The following is a 17,053-nucleotide window of genomic DNA, read 5'->3' on the forward strand; positions in this document are numbered from 1 at the left end:
ATCCAGCATGACTTTTGAATACAAAGATATTGTAGTGGCCGTTGATGGTTCTGTTACGGCAGAAGTAGCATTCAAAAAAGCGATTGACATCGCGAACCGGAACGAGGCAAAACTTGTTTTAGCCCACGTGGTTGATACGAGAGCTTTTGCTACGGTGGAGGCTTATGACCGGTCTCTAGCCATCCGGGCTGAACAATATGCAACCGAGCTATTGAATGACTACCAGAAGAAGGCGGAAAAATCAGGCGTGAAAAATGTAATTGTAGACATTGAATACGGTTCTCCAAAAGTTAAAATTGCTAAAGATGTCGCTCCGAAATATAACGCAGACCTCATCATATGCGGGGCTACCGGTTTAAATGCTATGGAGCGGTTCTTCATCGGCAGCGTTTCCGAACATATTACAAGATATGCTTCCTGTGACGTCCTGGTCGTCCGCCCTGAAGAGGCAGAAGAAAGCACAGACGAATAAAAGAGCCCGTAGAAGGGCTCTTTTATTTATCTTTATGCAGCTCACTCACGATATGGGTAAGTTCAGGGATAATCAATCGGTTCAATGCGAGCTTGACTGCTCCTGTTGATCCCGGGGTGGCAAATACAGCTGTACTCCCAGCAGCCCCGGCTATAGCGCGGGATAAAATAGCTGCAGAACCGATATCTTCTGTAAAGCTGAGCATTCTGAAAATCTCTCCGAATCCAGGCATTTCTTTATCCAGAATTCTCTCCATAACTTCAATTGTCACATCCCGTTCCGCAACACCTGTTCCACCATTCACCAGCACCGCATCGATGGAAGGATCATGCACTCCCGCTTCCACCCGGTCTTGGATCTCTGTTTGTTCATCTTTTACAATGTGATAGTCTTTCACGTTGTGACCTGCATTAGTAAGGCTGTCGATCATCAGCCTCCCACTTTTATCCGTTTGCTCTGTCCGGGTATCACTTACTGTAAGCACGAGACAGCTGACAAAATCTCCCGCTCGACTTTTATGGTCTTCAACAGCCAATCATAACTCTCCTTCCTTGCTCATAAGGTGACGATATTGATAAAACTTCATCGCAAATTCTGTTACTTGTTTCGTTAAATGGTAATTGGAATAGGCCCCGATTGCAATACTTATAAAGGGCAGGCCTTGAATGAGTTTTTTTCTGAACATGAGGATGAACAATGACTTGAAACACTGTTTCATAGGCTGTTCCATCCACCCTTCATCTGTCAATTGATCATCGCCTGTGAAGATAAACGGGTGCTCTTTCTTATTCACTTCTTCTATTAATTCATTCCATGCGCCTGATTTCAGCCTTTTCGGCAGGGTAGCCGCATGAAAAACTTTGAGGGAGATCATCATTTCGTAGGGGTGATTCATCTCATGGCCGAACGTCAAACCAATCAGCTGGATGGCTCTGATATTCATCAACATCATTAATGGATAATCCATACCCAGGAAGAGCCATCCACCAGCGCCCGTCAATCCACCCTGGGCAAAAGAATATAACCGGCCGCGTGTCATCTGCTGATCAGCTATGTAAGTTAACTGCTCAACCGTCAATTCATTTTGCATATCTTCAATGCTCTCAATGTTATTGGAAAAAATTCTACCTACCGTTAAAATTCGTTCCCTTGCCTCATATTGATAAGAGGTACCTTGTAAGAAAGCATGGGTATGAAAAAACCAGGCATCCAATTTTGAAAAAAATGCTTTTTTCACATTAGGATCTACATTGCTCAAACTTTGCTGTAGCCAATGGTCATAAACCATCTCAAAATCATTAGGCTGATACCCTTGATACTGCTCCAGCCAACTCTTTAGTTCTGACCGAATACGCTGATGTGACAAAGCGCTCCCTCCTCGTCTTTGCTTCCTATTATTTATTGTAGACTTAAAGCTTAAAAAAAAGCAATCGCACCTATAGTGCGATTGCTTTTTAATTACAGTCCTTTTTCAACCGTATCACGGGCAATCATGACTTCTTCATTTGTCGGAATGACCATAACTTTTACCGGAGAGTGAGGATAGTTCACGAATGTTTCTTTCCCACGTACTTTGTTTAGCGCAGGGTCCCAGTAAACACCCATAAACTCAAGACCTTTCAATACACGCTCGCGCATAGCTACACTGTTCTCACCTACACCAGCGGTGAAAATGATTCCATCGATTCCGTGCATACGGGCAGCATAAGATCCGATATATTTGTGAATTCGAGCGGAGAAGACTTCAAGAGCAAGTTCAGCTCGTTCATCTCCATTTTCCGCGCGCTCTTCAATATCTCTCAAGTCACTGGAGAAACCAGAAAGAGCAAGCATTCCACTTTCTTTATTCAATACATTCATGACTTCGTTAGCTGTTTTCCCTGTTTTCTCCATAATGAAAGGGATGAGCGCTGGATCAATGTTACCAGAACGCGTGCCCATCGTAACACCGGCTAATGGTGTGAAGCCCATAGATGTATCGATGGACTTTCCTCCCTCGATGGCAGCAATACTGGCTCCATTCCCAAGGTGGCAGGAGAGCAGGCGAAGCTCTTCTACTGGACGGCCAAGCATTTCTGCAGCACGCTCGGAAACATATTTATGGGACGTACCGTGGAATCCGTATTTACGAATGCCGTAGTCTTCATAATATTCATAAGGAAGGCTGTAAAGATAAGACTGCTCAGGCATTGACTGGTGAAAGGCTGTATCAAACACAGCCACGTGAGGTACATTTGGAAGCACTTCACGGAAAGCATTGATTCCTGTCAAGTTTGCCGGATTATGCAGCGGGGCTAAATCAGATACTTCCTCGATCTCTCCAATCACTTCATCAGTAATTAAGACAGACTCACTAAAGCGCTCCCCTCCATGGACGACACGGTGTCCCACGCCATTGATTTCATCAAGTGACGCAATGATCCCATTTGCTGTCAATTTCTTCAAAAGCATCTTAACAGCCTGCTCATGATCAGGAATGTCCGTTACGGTTTTGTCTTTATCATCATTGACTTCTATTGTGAAAACGGCATCGTCCAGGCCGATCCGCTCAACTAAGCCTTTTGTGATGACAGTTTCTTCAGGCATTTCAATCAGTTGGAATTTCAGTGATGAACTACCTGCATTTATCGCAAGAATTTTATTACTCACTATTGCTCATCCCCTTAGAATATAGGTTCGTAATTTTCTACCATTACCATTTAATCACCCGGTACCGATGATTTCAAGGTCGTCCGGCGATGATAACGTTTACTTGTTATATTCGATATTTTCTCACAATTGTGTTCTTTTATATTCGTCAAACCACTGGTTCATCTGGGCAAGGATATCTGCCATACCATCCGGATTTTTGAATGAAGGTAGCTTGGCTAAAAGCGCTTGTTTAGGAGCTTTCGTTTTTGGTCCTTTTTTCTGCAATAGCAGAATGCTCTTACCATGTTTCTCATCCTTGAATAACGAATCAGACAATTGAAGCATTCCTACGATATGAGCATGTTCACGCAAGAAAGCATTCAATGATTTGGATTGGTCACTGTCGAATAGGAAGTTCGGTACAATGAACATAAGAAAGCCGCTTTCTTTTGTATAATTCAATCCCTGCTCGATAAAAAGATGATGGGCATAGGATAGTCCCTCTTCCGCTTTCAACTGATAGCGGGCTGCTTGAGCGTCGTCCGGGTAATAGCCAACTGGAAGATCTGCGAGTACAAAATCTACGGGCTCCATCAAGAAAGGGGCCAGGCTGTCCTGGTGGAAAAATTCAATCTCATTTTTTTGCAGGTTCGCATTGGCTACAGCCAATTGGATGAGTGTGGGATCGACTTCACTTGCGTAGGCGTGAAGTGGCATTTCCAATTGATTCATTACAGAAGTCAGCAGATTCGCACTTCCAGAGGCTGGATCAAATAATTTAAGGTCATCTTCCCCTTCAAACAGCTTGGAAGCTAAATACCCCATGAACATCGCTACAGAGTCCGGGGTGATCAAGTGCTGCTGCTGCGTTGCTCCTTTCATTCCTTTAAGGATGGCGAGCTGGACAGCTTTTCGGATTTCCTCTTTCTCAAACTCCTCTTTTTTCACTTTAACGAGTTCATTCGTTAGGAAAGTCTGCAAAGAGTCCCCCATATCATCAAAAGGCTGACCGTTGAACAGAACGTCCATTGTTTCTGCAATGGCCTCCAGATAAGTGATGTTTAAATCTTCGGAAATGACAGTGGATGTATCATCCATCCATTGAAATAGTTTTTCCACTTGTTCCTGCTTCATAATCATTCTCCTTACATAAAGTCATAAAGTAAAAGCGGATGCTCTTTTAGCTTCTCTCAAAGAAAATTGGCGCAGCAGTTTGTTTTAAACGTGATGCGCCAACGATCGTTTACCTTTTCATCTATACCAACCATATCGAATTCCATCCTTCAATTCAACAAAGATAAACTTTACCGATTAATTTGAAAATTGTGTGCGGTTTCACAGTTGAAATGATAAAATGACATCAAGCTGTACACTAAAGGAGGATACAAGGTGAACGATCAACGAAGAAACTTATACTTTTTTTATCAACAAACCGAAGAGTTGAACAATAAATTGGAATCCTTATTCCAACTGGCCCGTGACAATGACTTCCATGTGGTAGAAGATTCAGCACAGGCAAACATCATCATAGCTGTAGGAGGCGACGGCACATTCCTGCAAGCCGTCCGCAAAACAGGCTTCCGCCAAGACTGTTTATATGTTGGAATTCGCACAGGAAACGAAGCTGGACTTTACTGTGACTTCGATATTGATGATCATGACGAAATGATTGATGCTATGAAAAACTCTGAAGTGGAAGTCCGCCGCTTTCCAGTCATCGAAACCACAATTAATAATGAATCGACTTTCATGTGCCTGAATGAATGCAGCGTACGTTCAACACTGATTAAATCTATTGTCATTGATGTACATATTGATGACCTCCACTTTGAAACCTTCCGGGGCGACGGTTTGGTTATTGCAACACCGACAGGAAGCACCGCCTACAATAAGTCCATAAATGGTGCAGTCGTTGATCCGAAGCTCCCATGCTTCCAAATCAGTGAGCTTGCTTCTCTCAACAATAACCGTTACCGTACGCTTGGCTCTTCTTTTATTTTGAGCGGAGAACGGACCCTCACCCTAAAAGTTCGTCAAGACGGTAATGATTATCCAGTGATCGGGATGGACAATGAAGCTTTTTCCGTCCGGAACATCCATGACATTACAATCAACCTTAGTGAAAATGTCATTAAGACAGTCAAACTGAAAAACAACACATACTGGAACCGTGTAAAGCGCACGTTCCTATAAAAAAAAGCTTCCACCCTAGCGGTTGGAAGCTTTTTTCTCTGGCCTTAGGACGACTTACCATGGTGATATCCGGGAAGGACATGAATACTCTTTCTGTCACCGTGCTTGTATAAGACGGTACGAGGGATGACTTGGTTCCAGTAGAAACCGTGCTCTTCCCGAACCACAGGCATTGACAGGTGATCAAGAGCGTTGGTAAACGATTTCTTCATCTACTACAGTCATTGTTACCGTGGCATCAGCAAGTTCGTGCGATTTAAGAGCGAATAGATCCCTGTCTAACACTGTGAAGTCAGCTAAATACCCTCCCTGAATCATTCCTTGTTCATCTTCCTTGTGAATCGCCTGGGCGCTTCCTTTCGTATAAAGCGAAATGGCCTCATAAACCGTAAGCTTCTCCTCGGCCTGATAAACAGCATGATCATAAGTAGCTCTTCGATCCACGGCCGCTCTGATTCCCAGTAACGGATTGATTTCTTCAATCGGTGCATCCGATCCGCCAGCACATTTGATCCCAGCATCAAGAAGTGTTTTCCATGAATATGAGTTTTTCAATCTCAAATTTCCTAACCGCTCAATGACCCATGGAAAGTCAGAGGCAACAAAAGTAGGCTGGATATCAAGTACTATATTTAACCGCTGCAATTGATGGATCAACGTTGGACTCAAAATTTGAGCGTGGATAATTCGATCACGTTCCCCGTTTGCCAATGGATTTTCAGCAATAGCACGAGCAACAGCTTCGACAGCCCCGTCACCGATTGCGTGGACCGCTACAGGCATTTCTCTTTTCCTTGCTTCTTTCAGCAGTCGATCCAGCTCTTCATCGGTGTGGATAGCAACCCCATAATTCCCTGTATCATCTGCGTAATCTTCCTTCAACCAGGCAGTCCTGCCGCCGAGTGCTCCATCTGAAAATATTTTTAACGCTCCCAATTCTACAAAATCTGTACCCTTTTTAAATCCGAGACCTTCCTGGTCGACTTGTTCAATCACTCCATGGTGAATGAGCAAATGAGCACGGAACTTCGTTTTCACACCATCAATGACATGCAGAAAGGCATCATACGTTTTTCTAAACCCACCATAGTAATTTAAATCTTCACTATGCCCCCCGACGAGCCCGTAGGAGTGCATATCCTTGACGGCTAGATCGGCTGCTTTCCTCAAATATTCAGGTGTGACTTCCGGCATTGCCCCTTTGATCAATTCCTGTGCCTGATCATGGAAATAACCTGTGGCCGCCCCTTGTCCATCTCTGACGATCACTCCTCCTTGAGGATCTGGAGTTTCAGTCCCTATGCCAGCTCTATTCATAGCATTGGTATTAGCAAGCAAAGCATGCCTGCACACACGGGTAAGCATCATAGGGTGGTCTTGTGAAATTTCATCTAGCTCATCCTTATGTATGATGCGTTTCTCCTCCCATTGATTTTCATTCCACCCATCTCCAATGATCCACTCCCCTTCAGGAAGCTGCTCAGCATGCTGCTGAAGAGCCTGCTTCACTTCTTCCGCTGACTTCATAAAAGATAAGTCAAGCCTCATCAATCGTTCCCCATGTCCGATGATATGAAGATGACTATCTGTAAATCCCGGGTACATGACCGCCCCTTTTAAATCGTGTTCATCCGTAATGTTATCTTTGTACGTTTGATATAGTTGCTGGGTATCTCCCACGGCTTGAACCTTTCCGTTCGCAGTGACAATCGATTCCACCCATTCGCCTTCTTTTCTCATCGTGTATATTTTCCCACCGTACCAAAGCTTCACGTGGCACACTCCCTCTCAACCTTTTACCTATACATTAATCCATATGAGCACAGAATTGAAGTACAAGCCATTGGAAAGAAAAACCCTCTGGAAAATCTTCCAGAGGGAAATCATCATAGTAAATCGTCAAATTCTTCGTCCTGCTGACTGGATGGGCCTGCAGGTGATACTTCGATCGTATAGCTCTCTGCCAGCGCTTTTTCAATATCCATAGAGAAATCTGAATTAGATTCATAGTAATTCGCATTCTTTCGGGTCGGCTTCGTTTTGGGAGCTTTTGGTACAAATACCGTACAGCAATCTTCAAAAGGGCGGATAGATATTTCATAAGCCCCGATTTTTCTTGAGATATCGATAATTTCCAACTTATCCATGGCCACAAGAGGGCGGATGATAGGATAGTTAGTGACCTCATTGATCGTATTCATACTTTCCATGGTTTGGCTGGCTACTTGGCCAAGGCTTTCGCCAGTCGTGATTGACAGCAGTTCATTTCGAGCAGCAAGTTGCTCGCTTATCCGCATCATCATCCGACGCATGATGGTCATGCTGTATCCTTCCGGCATTTCGCGATGTATCTTTTGCTGAATAGCCGTGAATGGAATCACATGTATTTTCACTTTAGAACCGTAATTGGACAGTTGCTGAGCCAGATTTATTACCTTTTGTTTGGCCCGTTCACTTGTGTAAGGAGGAGAATGAAAGTGAACCGCTTCAATTTCTACTCCTCGCTTCATCGTCAAATAGCCAGCTACCGGACTGTCAATACCGCCGGATAGCATCAATAGACTTTTTCCAGTGGTACCAACAGGAAGCCCTCCTGCCCCAGGGTAGTCCTGAGCCGTTACATAACAGCCTTCGTGACGGACTTCGACTTTTATTTCCACGTCTGGATGATGCACATCCACCTTCACCCCTTCTGTTTGGCGGAGGATATGTCCACCAAGTAATGGATTGATTTCCTGAGAAGGGATTGGGAAAGTTTTGTCTGTCCGCTTGGAAGATATTTTGAAGCTGGAAGCCTTCTCGGCATCATGAAATGCAAGCATAGCAGCAGCTTTCATCTGCGCTTCATCTTTCTCTACCTTTACAGCAAAGCTGAGGCTGTGAATCCCGAATACTTCCTGACATTCTTTCATCACTTCCTGGGCGTCTTCTCCATTTAGCAGGACAAACATCCGGCCCTGTGTCTTCTGGATAGTTGTTCTTGGATATTTATTCAACTTCGTGGCGATATTGCTTTGAAGTTTCTGTTCGAACGCTTTTTTATTTTTTCCCTTTAATGCCATTTCACCATATCGAATCATAATTCGATCAAATTTCATCAGGATCACCTCATCGTAGCTTTCAAATTTTCAACGACTTCATCTAACTTCTTTAAGAAATATTCAATTTCCGACCATTGATTCAATGGAGAAAGACTGACCCGTAAGGCGGAAGTCGTCCGTTCATAATCAAAATTACACGCCTTCAAAACGGCACTCACATCCGGCTGTTTGGATGAACACGCAGATTTGGTGGATATATAAATCTCTTCTTCTCCGAGTGCATGAATAATGACCTCCGGTTTAAAACCCGGTATAGAAAAGTTCAGAATATGCGGCGCTCCGTCAGAGGGCGAATTAATCACACTGTACTCCCTTTGATAGAGCCCCTCCCATAAAGCAGTTCTCATTTCACGCAACTGGCCTTTTTTTTGATCTTGGTTTTCATGAAGCAGACGGAGAGCTTTTACAAACGAGACGGTCCCTGGCAGGTTTTCAGTGCCTGCTCGGACTTCTGCTTCCTGACTTCCACCATGCATCAACGGGAAAATGCGCACATGTTTTTGCATAATTAACGCGCCGCTTCCTTTTAAACCATGGATCTTATGACCAGATAATGTGCACAAATCAATGCCCCAGTTTCTAACGGCTAAGTCCACTTTCCCGAGCCCTTGGACATGGTCGACGTGGAAAAAAATCTTCCGATGCGATTTCAGCATGGCTCCGATTTCTTGGACCGGCTGAACCGTACCCAATTCATTATTCACGCTCATCACACTGACTAGAATGGTATCTTGCCTGATCGCATTTTCAATATCTTCAGGATTAACTTTCCCGTTGCGATCGACATTTATATAAGTGACTTCAAAACCCAACGTTTCCAATGCCTTGAAAGCTTCCAACACAGAAGGGTGTTCAATTTTAGTTGTGATCAAATGTTTGCCCCTGGATTGGTGTTGGAGAGCAACACCTTTAATCGCCATATTGTTCCCTTCCGTTCCTCCAGAAGTAAAGATGACCTCTTCAGGATCCACACTCATAAGTTGAGCCGCCTGTTTACGGGACCGTTCCAATAAACGTTCAGCTTCACTTCCAAGTCGATGAACGGAAGAGGGATTTGCAAAAAACTGGTCGGCCACCTTTTGAAAACTATTCAACACTTCTGGATATGGATGTGTTGTAGCACTGTTATCTAGGTAAATCATGGGCTTTGACTCCTTTTTATTCGAATTGCAGCTCATTATTTTATCATAACATGAAGACATAGGGAACACCGGGCATCAGCACAACAAAAGAGCACCTGTCCTAAACAGATGCTCTTCCCTCAGCTATTATCCTTGCTCTTTAATTCCAATGTCTCCAAAAGGGTGTCGATGCTGAGCTTTCCATCTTCCTGTACATCATCCACCCAAGCTTTCGTCAATGTCCTGGTACCCATAATGGTGTGGACTTGACCTTCAGGATCCGTTTCCCGTTTCAAGAAATTGGTGATTTGTTGTTCGTTCAAGCTTTTCCCTGCACTTGCTATGTGGGCATTACTATGATTTCCGCTGTTCAGCCCCCGCTGTCCTTCAGGCAGGAAAACAACGAGAAGAACACTTGACCATATGAGAATAGCAGCTGAAATCAACCCTATCATCATTCGTTTCTTCACGTTCCCCACGTCCTAAACAAGAGCTTCTTCTTCTTTGTCAATTTTGGACAAAGCCTTTGGATCCACATCTTTTATTGCTTCTGAGGCAAGTGTCAAAGCTTCTTCGTACTGGCAGGAACGGAATTTATCCTCTGCTTCCAAAAGCCTTGCTGCAAGGATTGGATATTTACTTCTGTAACGATTGCCGTATTGAATCACACGTTCAGCATATTGGGCAGTTTCCATAACCTTTTCCGCATCCTGACTTAATTGTTCTGTCCTACTCATCGCTTCTTCCAACTTTGCATTCACGACAACCATATCCAACGGCTGGGCTTCGAGGCTTTGAAAAACCTCATCAACTTTGAAACTTGCATCTTTCATATCTTCATAGATGGACGCCGGGATACCTGGAATATTACTCCGCTTTAAACGTCGATGGGTTTCTAAAAGAAGACTTTCCATCTTATTAATTTTTTGTTTAGCTTCCCGTTCGTCTTTTCTTAAGTTTTGCACACGTTCATTGAAGTATCCGTGTTGTTCTTTAAGCTCAAGTAACTGCTTTTCTGTATCTTCCAGTTCGTCTCGGAGCAGGGAAAAAGAAGTTTCTCCATCTGCTTTCCTGAAATTAAGACTCGTCACACGTTTGCGCATTTGATTGAACCATTTCATCAAGCTTCGGTGAGACTCCAAATGCTCTTCTTCTATTTGGTAGGTCTCTTGAATCTCATCTAATTCACGCTCTGTATCCGCAAGCACGTACTCCAACTCATCCAATTGAGCTTTAAGAGGCTCAAACTGTTTTTCTACATAATGATGAGCTACCGCCTCGCTTTCAAGCAGCTGGTACATTTCCTGGATGCGTGTTTGTATGTCTTCCAATTTTTCTTCTACTCCGGATTGATCGCCCTTCTCCAATTGCGCGAGCAATTCCTCGAGTGACCGTTCATAGTTATGTAACTCGGGAAGAAAATCAAAATGTGAGATTCTATAACCTTCTGCTTTCATCTCTTCGACACCGTTTTTCAACTCCCGCAGCTGTTCAGGAAGTTCAGACTTCGCCTGTTTCCAACGGTCTGGGAAATGCTGGACGGCTTCAGACAATTCATTGGTCTCCTGGCGGATGGTTTGAACCAGGGTATTGGCTTCAATATAGTCCCCCTGATCAGTTAATTGATCATATTCTCCAAGCTTGTCCTTCAGCTCTCCGACTCTTTCTTCAAAGATTCGGACGGCCTTTCCGTATTGGTGACGGTTTTGAATAAGGAGTTTGGTAAGTTCTTTCAGTTCCGGCTCCATAGACTCTATTTCCAGTCTGCTTTGCTTCTCAGAATCCAGGAGGTCCTCCAATTCTTGAAGCATTCTTTTTGATGTCTTCCTCAATGGCTACTAACTTCTTCTCTGTGTTGGCCAGTACGGCTTTAACCCGCTTGAAACGATAACGGTCCGCCGCTTCTTCAGCATCGAAAAGGTCTTCTTCAAGCTCAGGAAGCTCCTTGGTTAAAATTTGATCCCAACGTGCTCTCCAAGCTTCGAACTTTTCCTGAGTCTCACCAGAAAGGTTTAAGCTTTTTACTTTGGATAACTCTTCGGTAACGCGCCGGTTCATAATATCCATTTTCCAACCTTCCAGGCGATCCACTTCATCATAGACCTTTTTCCGCCAAATCAGCCCAATGATGAACAATGCGATGAGTAGTAAAATAGCCCCGATGACGTACTTCATAAACAGCCTCCTTACAATAAACATGCCATACGGATGTATTACGTTCCGAATTATGATTTAGTTGTTTATAATGATACCATGTAAAACATCCTTTTGGCTAAAATATTTCAAATTATTTATCTTATTGACAAAAAATTCAAGCATGAAGGAGTGAATGAAATGATCGATGGTCATATCCATACGCCTTACTGCCCCCATGGCTCTTCAGACTCACTGAAGAGTTATATAGAGCAAGCCATCAAAAAGGGGTACAAAACAATGTCATTTACCGAGCACGCCCCTCTCCCCCCTTCGTTTTATGATCCAGTACCAGACAAAGACAGCAGCATGTCCCGTCACCAGGTGGAGCCTTATTTAATGGAGATCGAAAAAGTTCAAAAAGAATATGCAGATGAAATACAAATAAAGAAAGGGTTTGAAGTCGATTATATCGAAGGGTATGAACAAGAAATCACGGATTTTCTTAACACCTACGGCCCTAACATTGACGACAGTCTTTTATCCGTTCACTTTTTAAAAGGGGACAATCAATGGTACTGCATCGACTTCAGCCCGAATATGTATCAGGCAGCAATCGAGGATATCGGTGGTATCGATGAGCTTTATCAATCCTATTACGGCGCACTGTCCAAATCCGTTCTATGTGATTTGGGAAAATACAAGCCTACAAGAATTGGACATATGACGCTCGTGAAAAAATTCCAAAAGCTTCACCCAGCCCCTGAGAACTGGCAAGTGAAAGCTTCTATGTTTCTGGACCTTGTTAAGAAAGAAGGTTATTCTCTCGATTACAACGGGGCCGGCATGAAAAAAGAGCATTGCAAAGAGACTTATCCACCCTTATCAATAGCTAGACAAGCCTCTTCTATGGGAATTCATTTAGTTTATGGTTCTGATGCACATACTTCAAATAGTCTGAAGCAGGGGTTGGATGCTGTAGATCCGGACCTTCTTATGCTTTAGCCAGTTCTTTTACAGACGTGTGATCGTTCATCAGTCCACTGTACATTTCTACAAAATGATTGAGCGAAGCGTCTGTGATAAACGGGTCCTTGAATTCGTGCGGCATCATAAAAGGTGCATTGAGCAGCCCTTTAAGTTGAAGTAGACACAGTTTTTCCTTGAATGTAACATCCATATGTGAATGTTTACGGAATAGAATTTGGGTTAGCAAATGATTCTCTTTCGCCAAATAAGTAACCAGCATTTCTCTTGCAAACGTTGTATTTAAGGTCAATTCCCTGTTTAACAAACAAGATAGTTGATAATTCGACTGTTTATAATGTAGAATTTTTTTCACTAATTCATTTAAACGATGTTCACCTTCTGAGGGTTGCTCGTCCAGCATGGCTAGATAAGGTTCGAAATAACTGACGGCGAGCGATTCAAAAAGGCCTTGCTTACTCTTGAAGTAGTAATGGATCAACGACACATTCACATTAGCTGCCTTTGCGATATCCCTGACTGATGTTCCGTTGAAACCTTGGCTGTAAAAAAGTCGGCAAGCTACATCTAGCACTTTGTCGCGTGTTACATTTGGTCGGCTCATAATTTTTCCCCCTCAGGAAAGGATTCTCTTTGTTTGGTGAAAATCCTGCCCTATTCGTCCACCAAATACCGACAGAAGAATATGGTTTTTGTCGAATATACTAAGTTTAGGAGGTTCACTTCATGTTTCAATCCACATTTTATACAGGAACGAAGAGCGAAAATTACGATCTGGTCGTCAAACAATTGAAAGCCCTAATAGAAGACGAGTCCGATGCCATCGCAAACTTGTCCAATGCCTCTTCTCTTCTTAATCAATTTCTAGAAGATGTTAATTGGGTGGGATTTTACTTGTGGAAAGAAGACCAGCTTGTTCTAGGTCCATTTCAAGGTCTTCCTGCATGTGTCCGAATTCCTTCAGGGAAAGGAGTATGTGGGACAGCAGTTGCTGAGAATAAGGTTCTCCGTGTAGAAGATGTCCACCAATTCCCTGGTCACATTGCATGTGATGCGGCCAGTCAATCAGAAATTGTCGTCCCAATCGTGAAGAACGATGAAATATACGGGGTCTTAGATATCGACAGCCCTTCTAAAGGAAGGTTCGATGAAATTGATGAGGAGAAATTAGTAGCATTCGTACAAACGCTCCAAAATCACTTATAAAATAAAGCCGCTGGAATATCCACTCCAGTGGCTTTATTTTTGGCTCTGTTAAAGTTTAGTATTGATGTTACTGCAAAAAGGAACTCCCAATTTTATGGAAGTTCCTTTTTTTTGCAGTTGGTTTTTTCAACTAAAGCTCCCTTTTCTTGAAGACTCAGCTTCGAGATGTTTGTGTGGGAGTTAGGGGCTGCGGGGGATGACTCGCTTTCCGCGGGAGCGCGGTGAGCCTCCTCAGGCTTACGCCTTGCGGGGTCTCACCCAGCACTCTTTTCCTCATAGATATCCGGTTTCTGCGCCTAGCGGCTAGTGAGACTTCCCTCGCTTCTGTGCGATAAGTCAACATCGAATCCCTTCGTTCTTCGTGTTTCCTTTATCTCCTCCAGCTCAGTCCAGTCCATACGCCGCTGAACGAGGCGCCTGCACACTTAAGATAGGAGTCTCGCCATCCCCCTCCGCCCCTTGGCTAGATCAGGGTCTCGAAACCCCTTCATGAATCATCCGCTATTCTAGTTGGTGAGAGGATAAGGATCATACGCCTAAACCGAGGTGCTCGAACCCGGAAAGCTTGATACATAGCGTTTCATGCTTACAACAACCGGGGTAATGGAAGACCATCCAACGTTGGTAAAGGGGTTCGTTTCTCGCATGATCGAATGGGGTGGTTGGGAAGCTGCGAGACTCCCGTGGGAGAAAGGAGATCGGCGAGATCCCGCAGGGCGATAAGCCCGAGGAAGCTCGGCACTCCCCCACAGGAAAGCGAGTAGCTTCCCAGCCACCCCTGGCACTCAACACAATAACGAACCCCGAACCCTCTCGAAAGGTAGTCTTCAACAATCCTGCCATTTAGCTTAAAACTCAGTTTCGAAATAATAATCTAACAAGATTCAATGGTTACATCGTGAAAGGAAATCCTCTCAAGGTTTTGATACTTGGAAATAAATTCCCTTTTACCATCCTATCATTTATGGTCACTTCCATCCGTTGATGCAAATATCAACATTGAACTTTAACAGAGCCTTATTTTTTGTCTCTATTAAGATTCCGTGTTGGTAGATCTATCCCAAAAAGGAACTTTCAATTTTATTGAAGTGGCTCATCTTATATTAGACTCATTCAACGAACGATCCCGGTTGTATGCTTCCCGGCATGCGTTTATCTATTTCACCGGATGGGTGGGCGGTTACAATTCGGTTTCTCCCTGAACTTTTTGCTTGGTATAAAGCTTGATCCGCCTGTTGGACAATTTGTTTGCGGTCTGGTCTCACCCACTCCGCCTTCCAAGAAGCGATCCCGCAGGATACAGTCACAGCCGGAGATGTGGACCCGGCAATCTTTTCACGGATCCTTTCAGTCATATCATGTGCTTTTTCCGTTGATAAAGATGGCAGATAAACCGCGAGTTCCTCCCCACCCCAACGAGCGGAAAGCCCTTCTTTTCCAATAACCTCTTTTATAATGGCGGCTACCTGGCAGATCACTTCATCCCCCACTTGGTGTCCATAAGTGTCATTGATGTTTTTAAAATTATCGATATCAAACAATAGTAAACTGCCATGATTATCTTGCTGAACATGCTTTTCCACACATTGATCCAAATACACTCTAGAGTGAAGTTTAGTTAAATAGTCTGTAATAACCGATTTCTCCAACTGTTCTCTAAGGATGGAATTGGCGAAAGCGAGTGTAGAATGGGCAACGAGAGACTGAAGAAGTTTAAAGGATTCAAAGGTAAAAAAATAGGGCTCTTCATGAAGGACTATGGCAAGACCATTAATATGTTCGTGATCTTTCATAGGAACAGCCATGAACGAGCGGTATTTACCTTCTACCACCTTCTCGCCCATGTCTCCGATAAAGAGGGCACCATCCTGTTGAGATAACGCTTCTTTCCCATATTCAATCAGCTTACACGATTCAAGAGAAGTGAAAAACTCTGTACTGCCTTCGAGTACTTTATATTTTGAGGTGTCGTCATAAGTAATAAACCCTACTTCGTCTGCATGAAAGGATTGTTGGATCTTAAAAGCCATGTATTTGATCTTTTCCGTCAACCTCATATCGGAATTAAGTTTTTGGGAAGTAGAGTTGATCAATTGCAAATCGCTGTTCAACTTCCTGGATTGCTGATATAACTGTGCATTTTCAAGTGCTTTACCAGCGGTGTTTGCTATAAAAACAAAAAATTCAACGTCTTTTTTTGGAAAGTACAAATACCCAGGAGTTACAACCTGAAGTACTCCATAAATCCCCTGCTTTCCTTTTAAAGGTGCATAAAGGAAAGAACGTTCCTCTACTAAATGATCCTCCATTTGTACTTCACCTGAAACATAAGCTTGCGTACTTGCGCTGGACTCCATGTCCATTTCATAGGTAAGTTCCCGCACAGGCAAATCATCGTCCTTAGTATAATCATTTGACAGTAATAAGTAATATTGAAAATCAGGATATGTTTTTCTAAGTGTCTCAATAATCTCCTTCAACACTCCATTGATATCAATCGAAGAATGGAAATGTGAGGTGATTTTGTACAGAAGTTCATACTTTTTTTCTTCCTCTATGGATGAATAATAACCTTCCATTTTTTTAATATAAGCTGTGACCCCTGAACTTAAGGTTTTCATCCATCTTTCATCCAGCTCAGCCGATCCTTCCCCTCCTAATACTAGGTACCCGAACACCGTGCGACCTGAATGAAGAGGAACGACTCTTAATGATGAATGCTTCCCCTCTTCATCGATGAATTCCTTAACAGTTGTTTGGTGGGTGGATGGGGCGAAGACATCATCTATTGAAAAATGGCTGGTCAATGATTGCTTCAATTGACCGTTCCCTGCATATAACTGAAACCGGCCTTTCCACTCATCCAATAAATAAACCACGCAGAAAGAAACTTCCGTATAATCCTTGATATCATCCAGAAGGTTGATCAGAAACTGTTCATACGTACAGGGAGTAGCTGATGTAAAAGACCGGAACAGCTGACTCTGTAGTTTTTCCATTTTTTTCTCCAGGAGGGATTGGACAATCATTTGACTCACCTATCTTCCCTAACAAACGATTTGAGTATATTGTACCATTACTTTAATCACGAATACGACTATTATTAATTAAAAATTATAAAAATTATTCCTGTTGTTATCTATTTCAAACAAACTTATTGAGCGAGGTTCTATGATTCTCGAGCTATTTCCTGTGAATAAAAATAGCTG

The 17,053-nt window shown here is 43.2% G+C and carries 16 protein-coding genes; 4 read left to right on the plus strand and 12 right to left on the minus strand.

All coding sequences use genetic code 11. The features are described from left to right. Positions 1-7 precede the first annotated feature (7 nt). On the plus strand, positions 8-472 hold the full coding sequence (locus ACXADE_RS14505) for a universal stress protein (protein ID WP_474981154.1): 465 nt from the start codon (positions 8-10) through the stop codon (positions 470-472). Positions 473-494: 22 nt separating this feature from the next. Here the strand turns inward: ACXADE_RS14505 and ACXADE_RS14510 are convergent, their stop codons facing one another. The 4 genes from ACXADE_RS14510 to ACXADE_RS14525 all read right to left on the minus strand — a co-directional run bounded on the left by ACXADE_RS14510 (position 495) and on the right by ACXADE_RS14525 (position 4,237). Next, positions 495-1,007, minus strand: coding sequence for a MogA/MoaB family molybdenum cofactor biosynthesis protein (locus ACXADE_RS14510; RefSeq protein ID WP_474981155.1), 513 nt, complete (start codon positions 1,005-1,007; stop codon positions 495-497). Continuing rightward, complete coding sequence (locus tag ACXADE_RS14515; RefSeq protein WP_474981156.1) at positions 1,008-1,838, minus strand: EcsC family protein; 831 nt, start codon at positions 1,836-1,838, stop codon at positions 1,008-1,010. A 92-nt stretch (positions 1,839-1,930) separates the two neighbouring features. Then, the gene (locus ACXADE_RS14520) at positions 1,931-3,121 is read right to left on the minus strand and encodes an acetate kinase (protein WP_474981157.1); all 1,191 of its coding nucleotides are present in this window, start codon (positions 3,119-3,121) and stop codon (positions 1,931-1,933) included. A gap of 123 nt (positions 3,122-3,244) precedes the next feature. Further along, the gene (locus ACXADE_RS14525) at positions 3,245-4,237 is read right to left on the minus strand and encodes a class I SAM-dependent methyltransferase (protein WP_474981158.1); all 993 of its coding nucleotides are present in this window, start codon (positions 4,235-4,237) and stop codon (positions 3,245-3,247) included. 255 nt (positions 4,238-4,492) lie between these two features. Here ACXADE_RS14525 and ACXADE_RS14530 point away from each other — a divergent pair, with 255 nt between their 5' ends. Continuing rightward, positions 4,493-5,296 carry an NAD kinase gene (locus ACXADE_RS14530; RefSeq protein WP_474981159.1) on the plus strand — a complete coding sequence of 268 codons (804 nt, stop codon included), beginning with the start codon at positions 4,493-4,495 and terminating at the stop codon, positions 5,294-5,296. Positions 5,297-5,479: 183 nt separating this feature from the next. Here the strand turns inward: ACXADE_RS14530 and ACXADE_RS14535 are convergent, their stop codons facing one another. The 6 genes from ACXADE_RS14535 to ACXADE_RS14560 all read right to left on the minus strand — a co-directional run bounded on the left by ACXADE_RS14535 (position 5,480) and on the right by ACXADE_RS14560 (position 11,693). Beyond that, a complete protein-coding gene (locus ACXADE_RS14535; RefSeq protein ID WP_474981160.1) occupies positions 5,480-7,069 on the minus strand; it encodes an amidohydrolase in 1,590 nt (529 codons plus the stop codon). Between the two features lie 113 nt (positions 7,070-7,182). Next, on the minus strand, positions 7,183-8,394 hold the full coding sequence (gene thiI / locus ACXADE_RS14540) for a tRNA uracil 4-sulfurtransferase ThiI (RefSeq protein ID WP_474981161.1): 1,212 nt from the start codon (positions 8,392-8,394) through the stop codon (positions 7,183-7,185). 5 nt (positions 8,395-8,399) lie between these two features. Continuing rightward, positions 8,400-9,539 carry a cysteine desulfurase family protein gene (locus ACXADE_RS14545; protein WP_474981162.1) on the minus strand — a complete coding sequence of 380 codons (1,140 nt, stop codon included), beginning with the start codon at positions 9,537-9,539 and terminating at the stop codon, positions 8,400-8,402. A gap of 119 nt (positions 9,540-9,658) precedes the next feature. Then, entirely contained in the window at positions 9,659-9,988 is a 330-nt protein-coding gene (locus tag ACXADE_RS14550; RefSeq protein WP_474981163.1) for a hypothetical protein, read from the minus strand. A gap of 12 nt (positions 9,989-10,000) precedes the next feature. Beyond that, on the minus strand, positions 10,001-11,329 hold the full coding sequence (locus tag ACXADE_RS14555; protein WP_474981164.1) for a septation ring formation regulator EzrA: 1,329 nt from the start codon (positions 11,327-11,329) through the stop codon (positions 10,001-10,003). Further along, on the minus strand, positions 11,295-11,693 hold the full coding sequence (locus ACXADE_RS14560; protein ID WP_474981165.1) for a septation ring formation regulator EzrA: 399 nt from the start codon (positions 11,691-11,693) through the stop codon (positions 11,295-11,297). Before ACXADE_RS14560 ends, ACXADE_RS14555 begins: the two co-directional genes overlap by 35 nt. A 159-nt stretch (positions 11,694-11,852) precedes the next feature. Here ACXADE_RS14560 and hisJ point away from each other — a divergent pair, with 159 nt between their 5' ends. After that, positions 11,853-12,656, plus strand: a complete 804-nt coding sequence (gene hisJ / locus ACXADE_RS14565; protein ID WP_474981166.1) for a histidinol-phosphatase HisJ — start codon at positions 11,853-11,855, stop codon at positions 12,654-12,656. On the opposite strand, the gene refZ is transcribed toward hisJ, so the two are convergent. Continuing rightward, positions 12,646-13,242 carry a forespore capture DNA-binding protein RefZ gene (gene refZ, locus ACXADE_RS14570; protein WP_474981167.1) on the minus strand — a complete coding sequence of 199 codons (597 nt, stop codon included), beginning with the start codon at positions 13,240-13,242 and terminating at the stop codon, positions 12,646-12,648. The genes hisJ and refZ overlap by 11 nt on opposite strands. Positions 13,243-13,364: 122 nt before the next feature. On the opposite strand from refZ, the gene ACXADE_RS14575 reads away from it, so the two are divergent. Then, entirely contained in the window at positions 13,365-13,844 is a 480-nt protein-coding gene (locus ACXADE_RS14575) for a GAF domain-containing protein (protein ID WP_474981168.1), read from the plus strand. A gap of 1,109 nt (positions 13,845-14,953) precedes the next feature. Here ACXADE_RS14575 and ACXADE_RS14580 read toward each other — a convergent pair. Continuing rightward, positions 14,954-16,843: a diguanylate cyclase domain-containing protein gene (locus tag ACXADE_RS14580; RefSeq protein ID WP_474981169.1), complete on the minus strand. Its 1,890-nt coding sequence runs from the start codon at positions 16,841-16,843 to the stop codon at positions 14,954-14,956. Positions 16,844-17,053 lie beyond the last annotated feature (210 nt).

The organism is Halobacillus sp. ABR2_026 (genome assembly GCF_056158545.1).